The organism is Halomonas sp. YLB-10 (assembly GCF_003856855.1).
Lineage (GTDB): Bacteria > Pseudomonadota > Gammaproteobacteria > Pseudomonadales > Halomonadaceae > Halomonas > Halomonas litopenaei.
Window position 1 is genome coordinate 378,988 of record NZ_RRCU01000002.1, and the last position, 16,963, is coordinate 395,950.

Here is a 16,963-nt window from a genome sequence, read left to right on the forward strand (position 1 = left end):
GCCAAGCGCTGCCACGCCCCTCTTGTAATAATCTGTAATAATGAATGCAATTTTTATGGTGACACCGCCCCACCGATTCGGCGACATGCCAGACGCTAGCTGCCGATCACGGTGGTGCCGGTGTCAGCGCACGGCACCCTGCTGACGCAGCGCGTCGATCTCGTCCGCTGCCAGCCCGATCTCCCCAAGCACCTCGTCGGTGTGCTGGGCGAACAGCGGCGCCGGCTGGCGAATCGCCAACGGGGTCGCCGAGAACTTGCTGGGAAAGCCCAGGGTCTTCATCCGCCCCATGGTCGGATGATCGACCTCCAGCACCATCTCGCGGGCCAGGTAGTGTTCGTCATGCATGGCCTGGTCGAAGTCGTTGATCGGCCCTGCCGGCACCCCGGCGGCGTCACAGCGATCGAGCCAGTAGGCGCGATCCTGTTGCCCGAGGATGTCCTCGAGGATGGCTTCCAGCGCCTCGACGTTAGCCCCGCGGTCGAGGTTGGTCTTGAAGCGCTCGTCGACCATCAGCTCGGGGCGCTCGATGACGTCCTCGCAGAAGCGCTCCCAGGTACGCTGGTTGGCGCAGCCGAGCATCATGTAACCGTCGCGTACCCGCATCGCCTGGTAGGGCGCGGACACCCGATGGCGCCAGCCGGTGGCCTCGGGCACTCGGCCTTCGGAGAAGTAGGCACCCGCCTCCCAGGTGAACCAGGGCAGGCCACACTCGGCGATGGCGATGTCCAGGTGCTGGCCTTCGCCACTACGCTGACGGTGGATATAGGCCGCCAGGATCGAGTAGATGGCGGTCAGGCCGGCGCCGATATCGTAGACGGCGACCCCGGTCTTGAGCGGACGCCGGCCCGGTTCGCCGGTCATCGACATCAGCCCGCTCATGCCCTGGGCCACCAGGTCGAAGCCGCCCTTGTGACGCGACGGACCGGTCTGGCCGTAGCCCGAGATCGAGCAGTAGATCAGCCCCGGGTTGATCGCCTTGAGGCTGTCGTAGTCGATCTTCAGCGACTGGGTGACGCCGGGTCGATAGTTCTCGACCACCACGTCGGCTTCCTTGGCGAGGCGATAGAACACCTCGCGGCCCTTCTCTTCTTTCAGGTTGAGCGAAATGCTCTTCTTGTTGCGGTTGATCTGGGCGAAACAGGTCGATTCATCCTCGACGTAGGGGCCCATCTGGCGGCTGTCGTCGCCGCCGTTGGCCTTCTCGACCTTGATCACCTCGGCGCCCATGTCTCCCAGCACCATGGTGCAGTAGGGGCCGGCCATGATCTGCGAAACGTCGAGTACCTTGATCCCATCGAGTGGCAGCATTGTGGTTCTCCTTGCCTCAGGGCCTTTACTGACCCTGCCAGCGGAAGGGTGTCTTGTTGACGAACTTGTCCACCGCGGCCTTGAAGTCGCGGCTGGTGTAGCAGGTGGCGATCCAGTCGTCGCTGGCGTCGAAGGCCGGGCGGCGCTGTTCGATGACCCGCTGGATCACCTCCTTGGCCGCCCGCACGGTCAAGGGGGCACGCTCCTTGAACGCCTGCGCCCGCTCGACCACCGTCGCCTCGATGGCCTCGGCGTCGACGATCTCGCCGACCAGCCCCAGGGCCAGGGCCTCCTCGGCACGTACCAGTTCGCCCGCCATCAGTACCTGCTTGGCCCGGGCGATACCGGCGTGCTCGACCAGCCGCGAGACGTTGGTGATCGACAGGCAGTTGCCCAACGTCCTGGCGATGGGGATACCGAACTTGAGACTCGGTGTCGCCAGGCGGAAGTCACAGGCCAGAGCGATGGCCGCGCCACCGCCGACACAGAAGCCTTCCAGCAGCGCCAGCGTCGGCAGCGGCAGGGTCTCCACCCGCCCGACCACCCGGTCGATGCGACGCTCGTAGGCGATGGCGTCTTCGCCCTTGTCGAAGGCAGCGAACTGCTTGATGTCAGTGCCGGCGACGAAGGCTTCTCCGCCGGCGCCACGCATGACTACCGCCACTAGCTCCGGGTCGTTCTCGATGGTCTCGCAGTGGGCCTCGAGCTGGTCGTACATCTGCCAGGTCATGGCGTTGCGGCTTGCGGTGCGATCGAAGGTCAGCCAGGCGACGCCATCTTCGCTGTGGTAGTGCACCTGGCCCTGATCGTTGTCGCTCATGTCGTTGTTCTCCTTGTGGTGGTCGCGATCACACGCCGTAGATCAGGTTGACCAGCGCCAGGGCTACGGCGGGCACGTAGGTGTTGATCAGCAGGATCACGAACAGCACCGCCAGGAACCACAGATTGGTGCGCGTGGTGGCCCAGATGTCGGCCTTGGCGATGGAGCAGGAAGCGATCAGTACGCTGGCGACCGGCGGGGTCTGCTGGCCGATGGCCAGGTTCAGCGTCACGATCAGACCGAAGTGCAGCGGATCGATGCCCACCGCGGTCACCAGCGGCAGCACGATGGGCACCACCAGGATGATCGCCGCCGCCGAGTGCAGGAAGATGCCCAGCACCAGGAAGATGACGTTCAGAAGCGCCAGTACCACGTACTTGTTGTCGGTCATCTCGGCGATCGAGTTGGCCAGCTGCTGGGGAATCTGGGTCTCGGTCAGATACAGACCGACCACCGCAGAGGAAGCCACCAGCAGCATCACCACCGCCGTCTGCACGCCAGCATCGAGACAGGCCTTGTAGAAGATCTTGAGGCTGAACTCGCGATAGATCACCGCGCTGATGAAGATCGCCACGACCACCGCCAGCGCCGCGCCCTCGGTGGCGGTGACGATGCCGCCGAAGATGCCGCCGAGGATGATCACCGGAATCAGCAGCGCCCAGATGGCGCCCTTGAAGGCCTCCCACAGACGCGAGGCCTGGAAGCTCTGCTCCGCCGGCAGGTTGTGACGACGCGCCAGGAAGTAGCACATGGCCGCCAGCCCCAGGGCGCCGAGCAGCCCAGGGAAGATGCCGGCGACGAACATCTTGACCACCGATTCGCCGGACATGACCGCGTAGAGGATCATCGGGATCGACGGCGGCAGGATGATCGCCAGGCTCGCCGCCGAGGACGAGATGGCTGCGGCGAACTCCTTAGAGTAGCCCTTCTTGCGCATGGCCGGAATCAGGATCGAGCCGATCGCCGAGACACCTGCGACGGCGGAGCCAGAGATCTCGGCAAAGAAGATCGAGGCGCCGATGGTCACCATGGCGAGACCGCCCTTGATGAAGCCGACCATGGCCGAGGCCAGATCGATCAGACGGCGCGAGATGCTCGAGGCGTTCATGATGGCGCCGGCCAGGATGAACAGCGGTATCGCGATCAGCGGGAACTTGGTAGCACCGTCGAACATCACCATGCCGACATTGGGCAGGGCCAGGGTGCCGTAGCTGGCCACGGTGGCCAGGGCGCCGACGAGGCCGAGGGCGATGGCCACCGGCACGTTGATCAGTATCAGCCCGATCAGGCCGAAGAACATGGAAGCAATGATCATGGGGTTCTCCTCGTCAGCTGGCGCGCTGCGGACCGGTGGGTGAATCGTCGGTACGCACGTCGTCGGCCAGCACACCGGCCTCTTCGAGCTCGTGATCGACGAAGCCGGCTCCCTTGGCCGCCCGGATGACCTCGGGGAGCCTGAGCAGCTGGGCGAGAATGAACATCGCGGCACCGATCGGAATCACCGACTGGGTGAACTGCACCGAGATGCTGGGCAGGCTCACCAGGGTGGAGCCTTCAAGAATCTGCACCACCTGAAAACCGGTGACGCCGAGCAGCACGAAGAAGCCGATGGTGATCGCCTCGGCGAGCAGCGCGATGGGCAGGCGAATGGACGGCGAAACCATGTTGATCACGCTGGGACAGGCGATATGGGCGCCCTTGAGGGCGGCCAGGGCGGCGCCGTAGTAGGTCAGCCAGGCCAGTCCGATCGAGGCGACCTCGTCGTACCAGCTGAAAGGAGAGCCCAACAGGCGTGACGCGAACCCGATGGTCACCACCAGGGTCAGCGCCAGCACATTGAGAAAGACGATGACCTCCAGAATCTTCTGGTAGGCCGCGGAAATGGTGGTAAGCACAGAGCATCCTCCGAAGGTGGATGCGGCCTCACCGAAAGTGGAGAGGCCGCAGTGGACAGGCGTTATTCGCGCAGTGCTTCCACCCGCGACAACAGTTCCTCACCACCTTCCACCTCGGCGGCGAACTTCTCGTAGATCCCGCGGGAACCCTCGACGAAGGCGTCGGTGTCGACCTCGTTCACCTCCATGCCTTCCTCTTCCATGGTGCTGACCAGGCTTTCGTCAAGCGAGGCGCCCTGCTCCAGTGCGAAGGCCTCGACCTCTTCGGCGGTCTCGATCAGCACCTCGCGGACGTGCTCGGGCAGGCGGGTCCAACTGGCACCTGCCAGCACATAGGCCGGGGAATAGACGTGATTGGACAGCGACAGGTAGTCCTGGACCTCCTGGAAGCGCTGGGAATAGATCTGTACCAGCGGGTTTTCCTGACCGTCCATGGCGCCGGTCTGCAGCGCGACGAAGGCCTCGGACAGCGCCATGGGCGCCGGCGATGCGCCGTAGCTCTTGAACATCTCGACCCGCCACACACCGTTGGGGGTACGCAGCTTGATGCCGTCCAGATCCTCAGGGACCACGATCGGGCGGACGTTGTTGGTGATCTGGCGGAAGCCGTTCTCCCAGATGCCGATGATGCGGTAGCGCTTGTCTTCGGCGACCGGATACAGGACATCGCGCAGTACCTCGTCGCGGACTCGGGCGAGGTGCTCCCGGTCCTCGATCAGGTAGGGCATCTCGAACAGCGAGAATTCCGGCGCCACGCTGCTCATGATCGAGGACGGCAGCGACAGATCGATGGTGCCGAGCTTGAGCTTGTTGAGCATCTGCTCGTCGGAACCCAGCTGGCTGGAGCCATAGGTCACCACCTCGGCCTCGCCTTCCAGGCGCTCGTTGGCCAGACGGGCGAACTCGTTGGCGGTCTTCTCGAACAGCGATCCCGGGCCACCGACGTGGCCGAACTTGATCTGCACCTCGTCGGCCTGAGCGGCACCGACGCCAAGCGCCAGTACGGATGCGGCCAGTACGGTCTTCAGCAGTTTCATAACCCTCACTCCGATTGTTGTTGTCCATCGTGGTCTGGCGGTGGGCGCCGACTGGCACCCTGGAGGAAGCCTCAACGGGAGCTGGCGTGCTCTTCACGTAACGGTTCCGTCAGTCGCGGATTCCGTCACTTGAGCTTTCCGTTTCCAGGGCGTTCAGGGCCTGGGGACAGGAGTCGCTTCCCGCTGGGTCAGGGTCAATATGGATACATAATTCAAAATTAGGTATTATACTTTTGTCTTTCGCAAACTCGCCTTAGAGAATATTTATTTCTTAACTTTCAGTGTCTTATATCGAAACAACGAGCTATCCAAGCCACTCGCTCCCTTGCTGCATCCCTGGAGACATACACAAAAAAAGCGAGCTCGAAGGCTCGCTCTGTCGCTTGCTGGCCGGTCCAGCACCCGTCCCTTTTGCCAGACAGTTGCCAGACCGAAATCAGGGATCTGAGACCGTCTCGGGCTCCAGCCCGGCTTGCCAGCCTGCCGCCTCGATGCCAGCGATGGCGGCGGCCTGATCGTCGGCCGAAGAGGCGCCACTGATACCGACCGCCCCCAGAATGCGCTGGTCGTCATCGAGGATCAGCACGCCCCCCGCCACCGGCACGAAGCGGCCCCCGGAGGCCTCGGCCACCGCCGCCAGGAAGGCGGGACGCTCGCGGTTACGCTCGCCGGTGGTACCACTGGATACCCCGATACCCAGCGCCGCGTAGGCCTTGCCGTTGGCCACCGGCCAGCGCAGCGGGCTGCAGCCGTCTTCACGCTCGGCCGCCACCGGATTGCCGCCGGCGTCCAGCACCACCGCGGTCAGAGGAGGCAGTTCGCCCTTGCGGGCAAAGGCGAAGGCGGCGTCGAGCAATTGCCGCGCCGACTGACGCGACAATTGTACCTGTGCAAGAAATACGTTTCCGGCCATAGCAACTCCAGCGCAAGATATGAGAGAAGACAGAAAAGGCAGGCAGCAAGACAGCGGCCGGAATCCGATCGATGCCATTCGGCCCCACCCTCCGCTGCCTCACAGGGTTACCCGAGTGCCTGGCCAAATACGCTCGCCAACACTCGCATAATTTGAATAATGAATTCATAATACGGAAAAGTTGAACCGTCAAGCGTTCGACCGTCAAACGATGATGAGCCCGGGAAATCCGCTATGGAAAAGATTCAGCCGCGTAGCCTGTACCTGGAAGTGGCCGACAGGATCCGCGACCTGATCGAGCAAGGCAGCCTGCTGCCCGGCGAGAAGATCGCCGAAAAGGCCCTGTGTGAAACCTTCGGTGTGTCACGCACCCCGCTCAGAGAAGCCCTCAAGGTGCTGACCTCGGAAGGGCTGGTCGAGAACCTGCCCAACCGAGGTTCCCGCGTGGTGCGCCTGACCCGGCGTGGGGTCAAGAATACCTACGACGTCATGGGCGCCCTGGAAGGCCTGTCCGGTGAGCTGGCCTGTCAGCACCTGACAGATACCGACGTCGAGGAGATCCGTCGTCTGCATCAGCTGATGCTGGGCCATTACCAGCGCCAGGAGCTGGCCCCCTACTTCGAGGTCAACCAGCAGATCCACGAGTGCATCCTGGCCGCGTCGAACAACGACGTGCTGATCGAGATGTACAACAACCTGAGCCAACGGGTGAAGCGCATTCGCTACAGCGTCGAGATGGGCTCGGCCAACTGGGCCAAGGCCGTCGACGATCACGAGGCCATGCTGGAGGCGATCGAGGCCCGCGATGGCAAGCGCCTGGGCGACATCCTGCGCGCGCACCTCGGCCACAAGCTCGAGGTAGCCGCCGTCAGCGGCATCATCGACGAGGAATAGCAGGTCCCGGGACGGCGCGCAGAAGTCTCTGCCGTCGTCCCGGCACTTACCACTCTTCCAGGCGCATGGCCGAGCGCTCCAGACGCTGATCCTCGGCCTCGATCTCGCGCAGCATGTCACCGATGGTGGACAGGTGCTCCAGCGCCACCCGCCGCGCCAGTTGTGGCTTGCCCTCTACCACGGCTCGGTGCAGGCGGGCGTGCTGGCGGTTGATCATGTCCCTGGCGTCAGGGCGATGATAGAGGTGCTTGACCGAGGCGAACACCGAGCTCAGCAGCAGATCGGTCAGGCTCTGCAGCGTATGCGCCAGCACCGGGTTATGCGACGCCTGGCAGATCGCCAGGTGAAAGGCATGGTCGAGTCGCGCCAGACGCTCCACCTCGAGGGGGTCCGCCTTTTCCACGTAGTCCGCCATCTCGCGATAGCGTCGGGTGATCAGCACCCTGTCCGAGGCGGTGCCGCGGCTCGCGGCCAGGCTCGCCGACTCCCCTTCCAGCAGCGCACGCACCTCGAGCAGGTCGTACAGGGTGCGCGGGTGCTCGCGAAACAGGTGCATCAAGGGCGTGGCATGGGGCGCCTCCACCAGTGGCGCCACCTCGGAGCCACGCCCCTGGCGAGTCACGATCACGCCTTTGCTTCGCAGGCTGCCAAGCGCCTCGCGCAGCGAGGAACGCCCCACCCCCAGCCGCTCACACAGCCGCCGTTCCGAGGGCAACAGCTGGCCTGGGCGAAAGACACCGTCAAGGATCAGCGTCTCCAGCTTCGAGGCGATGGCCTGGGAGGTGCTGCTCGGTGCCAGTCGTTCTTCGTTGTCCCACATGTCCTGCCTCCCGCAGCGTGCGTGGTTCGTCGTCCGTATTGATGCCCTGAACCGAGCACATCTGCCAATAACTGGTCAGACCAGCAAACCAAAATCTGGACACCGAGGTCAAGACAACGCAGATTGTAGTGCAGACAATAACCATCATTAGCCGCACGACCGTGCTAGCTCAACCGAGGAAGCGTCATGAACATCCTCTATGACGAACGCCTGGACGGCGCCTTGCCACGCCGCGACAAGAACGAGGTGCTCGCCGAACTCACCCGCGTGGTCCCCGACCTCACCCTGCTGCACCGCGAGGAAGACCTGCGCCCCTTCGAATGCGACGGCCTGTCGGCCTACCGCGTACTGCCCATGCTGGTGGCCCTGCCAGAGCGCCTGGACCAGGTCGAGGCGCTGCTCAAGCAGTGTCGTGAACTCGGCGTGCCGGTGGTGACCCGCGGCGCTGGCACCGGACTTTCCGGTGGGGCCCTGCCGCTGGAACAAGGCGTGCTGCTGGTCATGTCGCGCTTCAATCGGATTATCGACATCGACGCCGACGCCCGCATCGCCCGGGTCCAGCCAGGGGTGCGCAACCTGGCCATTTCCGAGGCGGCGTCGCCCTACGGGCTCTACTATGCACCGGACCCCTCCTCCCAGATCGCCTGCTCGATCGGCGGCAACGTGGCCGAGAACGCCGGCGGCGTGCACTGCCTCAAGTACGGCCTCACCGTACACAACGTGCTGAGGCTCGAGGTGATGACCATCGAGGGCGAGCGCATGACCATCGGTTCCGAGGCGCTCGACAGCCCCGGTTTCGACCTGCTGGCGCTGATGATGGGCTCCGAGGGCATGCTCGGCGTGGTCACCGAGATCACCGTCAAGCTGCTGCCAAAGCCCGAGACCGCCAAGGTGCTGATGGCCAGTTTCGATGACGTGGAAAAGGCCGGCGCCGCGGTCGGTGACATCATCGCCGCCGGTATCATCCCCGGGGGCCTCGAGATGATGGACAACCTGGCCATCCGCGCCGCCGAAGACTTCATCCGAGCCGGCTACCCGGTGGACGCCGAGGCGATCCTGCTGTGCGAGCTCGACGGCGTCGAGGCCGACGTGGACGACGATATCGTGACCGTGCGTGAGGTGCTGGCCAAGGCTGGCGCCAGCGACGTTCAGCTCGCCCGCGACGAGGCCGAACGCGCCAAGTTCTGGGCCGGTCGCAAGAACGCCTTCCCTGCGGTCGGCCGCATGTCGCCGGACTACTACTGCATGGACGGCACCATTCCTCGCCGCGAGCTGCCGAGGGTGCTCAAGGGCATCAGCGATCTGTCAGAGCAGTACGGGCTCAAGGTGGCCAACGTCTTCCACGCCGGCGACGGCAACATGCACCCCTTGATCCTGTTCGATGCCAACCGCGAAGGGGAGCTCGAAACCGCCGAGGCACTGGGCGGCAAGATTCTCGAGCTATGCGTGGAAGCCGGCGGTTCGATCACCGGTGAACACGGCGTCGGCCGCGAGAAGATCAACCAGATGTGTGCCCAGTTCGACAGCCTGGAGATCACCGCCTTCCACGCGGTCAAGGCCGCCTTCGACCCAGAAGGACTGCTCAACCCAGGCAAGAACATCCCGACGCTGGCCCGGTGCGCCGAGTTCGGCGCGATGCACGTGCACAACAACGAGCTGCCGCACCCGGAACTGCCAAGGTTCTAGCCATGACAGCCACGAGAGCGTCCCGACGCTGGCGCGCTGCGCGCGATCAAGGTTCAGTGCGATGCACGTGCACAACAACGAACTGCCGCACCCGGAACTGCCGAGGTTCTAGCCATGACAGCCACGAGAGCGTCCCGACGCTGGCGCGCTGCGCGCGATCAAGGTTCAGTGCCATGCATGGTGCACAACAACGAGCTGCCGCACCCGGAACTGCCGAGGTTCTAGCCGGAGCCGCCACGCTTCCAGGCGCCGCAGGAAAGGGTCACGGTTCAGACAGGAAGGCGGCAAGCCTCGTCTCCTGCCGTCGACCGTGACGCCTTGCAGCGCTGCCGTGCTCCGTGTGTCGCGCCTTGTCGACGTTTGTCCCTCTTTGTCGGAATTCAGGTACCACCATGTCCAACAATGACGTTTCCCCTTCCGCCTTCGACGGCCTGGCGGCTCTGTCCGAAGCGATCCAGTCGGCAAGTGCCGAACGTCCGCTTCGCATCGTCGGCGGCAACACCAAGGCCTTCTATGGCCGCCCGGTGGAAGGTACGCCGGTATCCACCCGCGAACACCGCGGTATCACCAGCTACGATCCAGTCGAGCTGATCGTCTCGGTGCGTGCCGGCACCCTTCTCTCCGAACTCGAGGAGGCGCTGGCCGACCAGGGCCAGATGCTGCCCTTCGAACCCCCGCACTTTGGTGCCGAGGCCACCGTCGGCGGCACCATCGCCGCCGGACTGTCCGGCCCCCGCCGCCCCTGGGCCGGCTCGGTGCGAGACTTCGTGCTGGGCCTGCGGGTACTCGATCACCATGGGCGTGAACAGCGCTTCGGCGGCGAAGTCATGAAGAACGTGGCAGGTTACGACCTGTCACGCTTGATGGTCGGCGCCCAGGGCACCCTGGGACTGATCACCGAAGTCACCCTCAAGGTGCTGCCGCTACCCACCGCCAGCGCCAGCCTGCGTCTGGAAATGTCCCAGTCAGAGGCTCTGAGTCGTCTGGCCGAATGGGGACGCAAGCCGCTCCCCTTGAGCGCAGCGGCCTGGCACAGTGGCGCCCTGCATCTGCGTCTCGAAGGCGGTGCAAGCTCGGTGGCCGCCACCCGCGAGGCGATCGGCGGGGACGCCCTCGAGGCCGACTTCTGGCGCGAGCTCCGAGAGCTGTCGCTGCCCTTCTTCAGCGACGCAAGCACGCCGCTGTGGCGGATCAGCCTGCCGACCAACACGCCGAGCCTGGACATCGCCGGCGTCGAGCCACATCAACTGCTGCTCGACTGGGCCGGCAATCAGCGCTGGCTCAAGGGGCAAGTCGACGCCGAGTCGCTGCGCGACGCCGTCGCCCAGGCAGGTGGCCACGCCACCTGCTTCACACCGGGCACCGCCGAGCCCTTCACGCCACTGCAGCCGGTGGTCGCCAAGTACCACGAGCGGGTGAAACGTAAGCTCGATCCCGACGGCATCTTCAATCCGCGCCGACTGTATCCGGACTGGTAGACCGGGCGCTGAACGATCACAGCCGCCCGGCGAAGGCGGCATGATCGGACAGCCATCGACAGACGACCTGATCCCACGTTTGGCCCCGGCGACGGTCCGGGCCTCGACCATGACTAGCGGATAACAACATGCAGACCCATTTCAGCGAAAAAGACCTCGAGAAACCGCACATTCGCGAGGCCGACAGAGTCCTGAGAAGCTGCGTTCACTGCGGCTTCTGCAATGCCACCTGCCCGACGTACCAGTTGCTTGGCGATGAGCGCGACGGTCCGCGCGGCCGCATCTACCTGATGAAGGAGATGCTCGAAAGCCCTGAAGACGACGACCAGATCACCGAGGAAACCCGTCTTCACCTCGACCGCTGCCTCACTTGTCGCAACTGCGAGACGACCTGCCCCTCAGGCGTCGAGTACCACAAGCTTCTGGATATCGGCCGCGCCGAGATCGAGCGGCGTGTGCCGCGCAGCACCTCCGACAAGGCGCTTCGCTTCGGCCTGCGCAAGGCACTGGTCGAGCCCGGCCGGTTCAAGGCCCTGCTGGCGCTGGGCCAGACCTTCAAGCCGCTGGTCCCCGGGGCGCTCAAGAGCAAGATGCCCCCGGCCCCGGTCGACGCTGGCAAACGCCCCGACGGCAAGCGTCATCCGCGCCAGATGCTGATTCTCGAAGGCTGCGTGCAGCCCGGCCTGTCGCCCAACACCAATGCCGCCACTGCCCGCGTGCTGGACCGTCTGGGGGTCGGCCTGACGCCCGCCCCCGAGGTCGGCTGCTGCGGCGCCATCGACTTCCACCTGAACGCCCAGGAAGCCGGACGCGAGCGAGCCAGACGCAACATCGACGCCTGGCTGCCTCACCTGGACGCCGGTTGCGAGGCCATCATCCAGACCGCCAGCGGCTGCGGCGCCTTCGTCAAGGAGTATGTCGAAGTGCTGGCCGACGACCCCGACTATGCCGAGAAGGCGCGCCGGGTCAGCGAGGCCGCCAAGGACCTGGTCGAGGTGCTGGGGCAGGAAGACCTGACAACCCTCGACGTGCGCGCCGACCAGCGCCTGGCCTTCCATTGCCCCTGCACCCTGCAGCACGCCCAGAAGCTCAACGGCGCGGTGGAAACGGTACTGACCAGGATGGGCTTCACCCTGACGCCGGTGCGAGATGGTCACCTTTGCTGTGGCTCCGCCGGTACCTACTCGATCACCCAGCCCGAACTGTCACGCCAGTTGCGTGACAACAAGATGGACGCGCTGGAGGAAGGCAAGCCGGAGGTGGTTGTCACCGCGAACATTGGCTGCCAGACCCATCTCGCCGCCACCAACCGCACCCCGGTGCGCCACTGGATCGAGATCGTCGACGAGGCTCTGGTCAGACAGGCCCAGAGCGCCTAGACTAAAAACGAAAATATTTTCCATATTAACCACAACCCTCAATCACAAGGACTCCCCATGCCGACCAAGCCTTACCTCGACCAGTCCCAGGTCAACGCCATCCTCGACGCTGCCCAGAAGGAAGCCGAGGCCAATGGCTTCGCCGTGACCATCGTCGTCAGCGATGATGGCGGCTACCCGCTAGGCCTGCGCCGCCTCGACGGCGCAGCACCGTTCAGTGCCGACGTCGCGATGGCCAAGGCCCGCTCCGCCGCCATCGGTCGCAAGGAGACCCAGGTCTTCGAAGACATGATCAACGGCGGCCGCAACGCCTTCCTGTCGGCGCCCATGGAGGGCCTGATGTCCGGTGGCGTGCCGGTGATCATCGACGGCCAGGTGGCCGGTGCCGTTGGCATCTCCGGCGTCAAGCCGGACCAGGACATCCAGGTCGCCAAGGCCGGTGCCGCCGCTATCGGCTAAACGCCTGGGCAGGACACAGTGATACGTCACTCGAATCCTGTACAAGCCTGCTGTACAACTGGTATTGCGTTATCGACCGCCGCCTTGACTGGCGGCGGTGCCTTTTCCGCCAGACCTTCTCGATGACATGGACCCGTCCCGATGCCCCTCCTGCCCTTTCTGGCCCCCCTGGGCGCCGTCTTGATCTGGTCCGGCAACATGACCATCAACCAGCTGACCGTCGGCACCATCGCCCCCAGCAGCATCGCCTTCCTGCGCTGGGTACTGGCGGTGGCCGTGTTGACGCCCTTCGTCTGGCGCCAGAGCTGGCGCGAGCGACACGCCATCGCCACGCATTGGCCCAAGCTTGCGCTTCTGGGACTGCTGGGCATGGCTCTGTGGCAAGGATTGGCCTACGTCGCGGCGGCCTCTACCAGCGCCACCAACATGGGCATTCTGGCGGCCATGGTGCCGCTGTTGACGATTCTGCTCAGCGCCCTGGTGCTGCGTGAGCCACCTAGCTGGGGCGGCTGCCTGGGCGGCGTGATGGCTCTCGCGGGCGTGCTGTGGCTACTCGGCAGAGGTGACATCGCCGTCCTGGCCAACCTGGAAGTGGCTCCTGGCGATGCGCTGATGGTGGTGGCCGCGACCTGCTACGCCCTTTACGGGGTCATGCTCAAGCGTTGGCCGCTTGCCATATCGCCCTGGGTCATGCTCTACGTTCAAGCGGTGTTCGCCGTCCTGCTGTTGCTGCCGGCCTACCTGCTGGGCCCAATGACACCGATCGACACAAGCAACGCCGGCCTGATCCTGTACGCCGGCATCCCCGCCTCTATCATCACCACCTATCTGTGGATGTTCGCGATTCGCCACATCGGCGCCAGCCGCGCCAGCATCTTCATCAACCTGATGCCGCTGTTCAGCGCCCTGATCGCCATGCTCTGGCTCGGCGAACGGCTTGGCTGGTACCACCTCAGCGGCGGCGCTCTGGTGCTTGCCGGCGTGCTGACGGCCCAGACCTTCCGGCAGCCGATCCGCCGTCACGGCGAGGCCCGCTGACTTTCGTCCCGCGGCCCCGTCACAAGGGCCGAGGACGTCAAGATGTCGCTGAAACGGCTAACCATAATTAGACAAGAATAACGTCCGTATTTGCAAAACCACCATGCGTTGTATAGGTTTAGTACAACCGTTGAGCACAGGACGCCAACGGCCTCTGCAAATCCAGCGACGAGAGGTTCCGCATGAAACACATCGTCAAGGCCGCAGCACTCATGAGCACGATGGCACTGTTCTCCAGCATGGCCATGGCCGCTCACCATGAGGAAAACGAAGCCCAGGAAAGCGGCGTCGATACCTCAAACAATGTGACCGAACAGCAAGACTCTTCCAGCATGGCCGATGACAGCGCCATGAATGCCGACAAGCCCCTCGTCGAAGACGGTGGCGTCGACTCTTCCAACAGCGCCGAGCAAGCCGACGACAGCATGTCCGAGACCCAGCCGAAGGGTGAGCTGGCAGAGGATAGCGGCGTCGACTCCGCCAACGACACCGAATAATCGCCAGGCCACGGATGGTCACAGTGGCAGGGACTCGCCACGGCATGGCGGCCAGGATGGCCGCTGGTGGTTCCAGGAAGGAACCGCAGGGCAGGACGCCCACGACTGAGCGATGGACAGGCTCGCGCCCGATATCCCCATGGACGATATCGGGGCCCACGGAAGGGCCCAGGCCTTGACCCGAACAGCCGCGTGGCAGTCATCGCCGCGTGATAGCGGCCAGGATGGCCGCAAGAGGTTCCCGGAAGGAACCGCTGGGCAGGAAGCCCAACAGAGCCAGCGGACAGGCTCAGTGCCCGACACCGACAGGGAAGAACACAGGGCCCACGGAAGGGCTCAGGCCACCCACTCGATGGCGTCACCAGGAAGGTGACGCAATATGTCGCGAGCAGGCCTGCTCACGACCCGCCCCACACCCCGCCCCCCACCCTTCAGTCCCCGCATGAAGCGACGGACAATGAAAGGTCGACGACGGGAATGCCGTTGGGCCGTCATCAGAGCATCATCAACAGCTACAACCCGGAGGTACTACGATGAACACCTACCAGACCACACTGCTGAAGCGCCTCGCCCTGGCCGGCTTGATCGGCCTGTTCTCCAGCGCCGCCCTGGCCGATCACCACGCCGAGGGAGACGAAGAGATGAAGCAGGAGCAGGTCATGCCTGAAGATAGCGGCGTCGACTCCTCCAACGATTCAGCGAAGGCCGAGGGCGAAGATGGCGCCATTCCCGGAGGCGAGATCGTCAAGGATGGCGGTGTCGACTCCAACCACGCGCCCAGCGACGACGCTTCCGCCAGCGACAGCCAGTCGGCGCTGGACGAGGGCGACCTGGTGGAAGACAGCGGTGTCGATTCGGCCAACGAGCCGGAAAACGACGTCTAAGCCTCCAGATTGCAGGACACCTGCGCTGCAGAGCTTGCACGCAGCATCCCAAGGCTCCGCTACGGCGGGGCCTTTGTCGTGGCAAGGCCCGCTGTTTGTTGGACGCGTTCTTTCCAGCGCTCTCTCCAGCGCTTCATGCTTCCCCTGACGTGCACTGCCGCCTCCGAACATTAGATGCATCGCCTTTATGCTTTTGCGCTATGCTGCACACCTCGTTCCGCCTTGCCCAGGGCGGCATGTTAGACTATGCGGTCCATTTCCGGAGGAACGCTTCATGTCCCTCGATGATCTTCAGCTCAATCTCCGCAACCTCACCTGTGACGACTACCCTCAGCTCAAGGGGCTGATGGACAAGGTCTACCACGACATCGGCGGAGCCTGGCCCAGGATCACCATCGACAGGCTGGTGGCGGAGTTTCCTGACGGCCAGATCGTCATCGAGGACGACGGCCGGGTCATCGGCGTGGCGCTTACCGCCCTGGTCGACTACGAGGAGTTCTCCAACCCGCACAAGTACGACGACCTGATCGGCAAGCGCGAGACGATCCAGAACGCCAAGGACGGCGATGCCATGTACGGCATCGACGTGCTGATCGACCCCGACTACCGCGGCTATCGCCTTGGCCGTCGCCTCTACGAGGCGCGCAAGGAGGTCTGTCGCCAGCTCAACCTCAAGGCCATCCTGGCCGGCGGACGCATCCCCGAGTATCACCGGGTGGCCGACAGCATGTCGGCGAGCGAGTACATCGACAAGGTCTCGCGCAAGGAGCTGCATGACCCGATCCTGTCGTTCCAGTTGTCCAACGACTTCCAGGTCAAGCGCCTGCTGCGCAAGTATCTGCCGGAAGACGAGAAGTCCCAGGGCTACGCGACCCTGCTCGAGTGGAACAACATCCTGTTCGAGCCGGCCGAACGCATGCTGGAAAGTCGTCCGACCCAGGTTCGAGTCGGCGCCGTGCAGTGGCAGATGCGCGAGTTCGCCTCGGTGGAGGCGGTGCTGCAGCAGGTCGAGTACTTCGTCGATGCCTTGTCCGACTACCAGAGCGACTTTGCGGTCTTCCCGGAGCTGTTCAATGCACCGCTGATGGGCCTTCAGGACCGCGCCGCCCAGCAGGACCAGATGGCGGCCATCCGCTTTCTGGCCGGCTTCACCGAGCGCTTCAAGACCGAAATGTCGCGCATGGCGGTGGCCTATAACATCAACATCATCGCCGGATCGATGATCGAGGAAGGTGACGACGGACGCCTCTACAACGTGGCCTACCTGTGCCACCGCGACGGCTCCATCGAGCGCCAGGCCAAGCTGCATATCACCCCCCAGGAGCGCCGCGACTGGGTGATCGAGGGCGGCGAGGATCTGTGCGTATTCCAGACGGATGCCGGACGCATCGGTATCCTGATCTGCTATGACGTGGAGTTCCCGGAGCTGGGCCGACTGCTCGCCGATCAGGACATGGACCTGCTGTTCGTGCCCTTCTGGACCGATACCAAGAACGGCTATCTGCGGGTACGTCACTGCGCCCAGGCCCGAGCCATCGAGAACGAATGCTACGTGGTGCTGTGCGGTAGCGTCGGCAATGTGCCGTCCATCGAGAACCTGGACATCCAGTACGCCCAGTCCTCGGTGTTCTCGCCTTCCGACTTCGCCTTCCCCCACGACGCAGTGATGGCAGAGACCACCCCCAACACCGAGATGATCATGTTCTCCGACCTGGATCTGTCGCGGTTGACCGTGGTGCGTGCCGAGGGCTCGGTGACCAACCTCAAGGACCGCCGCAAGGACCTGTTCGACCTGCGCCTGCGCGACTGGTCGTGGAAGTCCGGCGCCAGGGACCAGGACGACAGCTAGGCT

General features: G+C 64.2%; 16 protein-coding genes. 9 read left to right on the top strand and 7 right to left on the bottom strand.

The genetic code is table 11. The features are described 5' to 3' along the window. Window positions 1-123: 123 nt before the first annotated feature. The 6 genes from EBB56_RS05585 to EBB56_RS05610 all read right to left on the bottom strand — a co-directional run bounded on the left by EBB56_RS05585 (window position 124) and on the right by EBB56_RS05610 (window position 5,976). Window positions 124-1,311: a CaiB/BaiF CoA-transferase family protein gene (locus EBB56_RS05585; protein ID WP_045991728.1), complete on the bottom strand. Its 1,188-nt coding sequence runs from the start codon at window positions 1,309-1,311 to the stop codon at window positions 124-126. Window positions 1,312-1,336: 25 nt separating this feature from the next. Beyond that, window positions 1,337-2,131 carry an enoyl-CoA hydratase gene (locus tag EBB56_RS05590; RefSeq protein ID WP_045991727.1) on the bottom strand — a complete coding sequence of 265 codons (795 nt, stop codon included), beginning with the start codon at window positions 2,129-2,131 and terminating at the stop codon, window positions 1,337-1,339. 28 nt (window positions 2,132-2,159) lie between these two features. Beyond that, window positions 2,160-3,446 carry a TRAP transporter large permease gene (locus tag EBB56_RS05595; protein ID WP_045991726.1) on the bottom strand — a complete coding sequence of 429 codons (1,287 nt, stop codon included), beginning with the start codon at window positions 3,444-3,446 and terminating at the stop codon, window positions 2,160-2,162. A gap of 13 nt (window positions 3,447-3,459) precedes the next feature. Then, window positions 3,460-4,026: a TRAP transporter small permease gene (locus EBB56_RS05600; protein WP_071211091.1), complete on the bottom strand. Its 567-nt coding sequence runs from the start codon at window positions 4,024-4,026 to the stop codon at window positions 3,460-3,462. Between the two features lie 62 nt (window positions 4,027-4,088). Next, window positions 4,089-5,063, bottom strand: a complete 975-nt coding sequence (locus EBB56_RS05605; protein WP_045991725.1) for a TRAP transporter substrate-binding protein — start codon at window positions 5,061-5,063, stop codon at window positions 4,089-4,091. 436 nt (window positions 5,064-5,499) lie between these two features. After that, on the bottom strand, window positions 5,500-5,976 hold the full coding sequence (locus tag EBB56_RS05610; protein ID WP_045991724.1) for a heme-binding protein: 477 nt from the start codon (window positions 5,974-5,976) through the stop codon (window positions 5,500-5,502). A 234-nt stretch (window positions 5,977-6,210) separates the two neighbouring features. Here EBB56_RS05610 and EBB56_RS05615 point away from each other — a divergent pair, with 234 nt between their 5' ends. Then, window positions 6,211-6,870 carry a GntR family transcriptional regulator gene (locus tag EBB56_RS05615; RefSeq protein ID WP_045991723.1) on the top strand — a complete coding sequence of 220 codons (660 nt, stop codon included), beginning with the start codon at window positions 6,211-6,213 and terminating at the stop codon, window positions 6,868-6,870. A gap of 46 nt (window positions 6,871-6,916) precedes the next feature. On the opposite strand, the gene glcC is transcribed toward EBB56_RS05615, so the two are convergent. Continuing rightward, window positions 6,917-7,690 carry a transcriptional regulator GlcC gene (glcC, locus tag EBB56_RS05620; protein ID WP_108132421.1) on the bottom strand — a complete coding sequence of 258 codons (774 nt, stop codon included), beginning with the start codon at window positions 7,688-7,690 and terminating at the stop codon, window positions 6,917-6,919. A 186-nt stretch (window positions 7,691-7,876) separates the two neighbouring features. Here glcC and glcD point away from each other — a divergent pair, with 186 nt between their 5' ends. From glcD to EBB56_RS05660, 8 genes are all read left to right on the top strand, one after another. Continuing rightward, on the top strand, window positions 7,877-9,376 hold the full coding sequence (gene glcD / locus EBB56_RS05625) for a glycolate oxidase subunit GlcD (RefSeq protein ID WP_124803298.1): 1,500 nt from the start codon (window positions 7,877-7,879) through the stop codon (window positions 9,374-9,376). Window positions 9,377-9,768: 392 nt separating this feature from the next. After that, window positions 9,769-10,854 carry a glycolate oxidase subunit GlcE gene (gene glcE, locus EBB56_RS05630; RefSeq protein WP_124803300.1) on the top strand — a complete coding sequence of 362 codons (1,086 nt, stop codon included), beginning with the start codon at window positions 9,769-9,771 and terminating at the stop codon, window positions 10,852-10,854. A 128-nt stretch (window positions 10,855-10,982) separates the two neighbouring features. Further along, complete coding sequence (gene glcF, locus EBB56_RS05635; RefSeq protein ID WP_124803302.1) at window positions 10,983-12,233, top strand: glycolate oxidase subunit GlcF; 1,251 nt, start codon at window positions 10,983-10,985, stop codon at window positions 12,231-12,233. A 57-nt stretch (window positions 12,234-12,290) separates the two neighbouring features. After that, window positions 12,291-12,692, top strand: coding sequence for a heme-binding protein (locus EBB56_RS05640; protein ID WP_045991718.1), 402 nt, complete (start codon window positions 12,291-12,293; stop codon window positions 12,690-12,692). Window positions 12,693-12,833: 141 nt separating this feature from the next. Beyond that, a complete protein-coding gene (locus EBB56_RS05645) occupies window positions 12,834-13,730 on the top strand; it encodes a DMT family transporter (protein ID WP_108448247.1) in 897 nt (298 codons plus the stop codon). 182 nt (window positions 13,731-13,912) lie between these two features. Next, the gene (locus EBB56_RS05650; protein WP_045991716.1) at window positions 13,913-14,227 is read left to right on the top strand and encodes a hypothetical protein; all 315 of its coding nucleotides are present in this window, start codon (window positions 13,913-13,915) and stop codon (window positions 14,225-14,227) included. A gap of 533 nt (window positions 14,228-14,760) precedes the next feature. Continuing rightward, on the top strand, window positions 14,761-15,111 hold the full coding sequence (locus EBB56_RS05655) for a hypothetical protein (RefSeq protein ID WP_108132416.1): 351 nt from the start codon (window positions 14,761-14,763) through the stop codon (window positions 15,109-15,111). Window positions 15,112-15,385: 274 nt separating this feature from the next. Continuing rightward, window positions 15,386-16,960 (top strand): bifunctional GNAT family N-acetyltransferase/carbon-nitrogen hydrolase family protein, encoded by a 1,575-nt coding sequence (locus EBB56_RS05660; protein WP_045991713.1) that lies wholly within the window; start codon window positions 15,386-15,388, stop codon window positions 16,958-16,960. Window positions 16,961-16,963 lie beyond the last annotated feature (3 nt).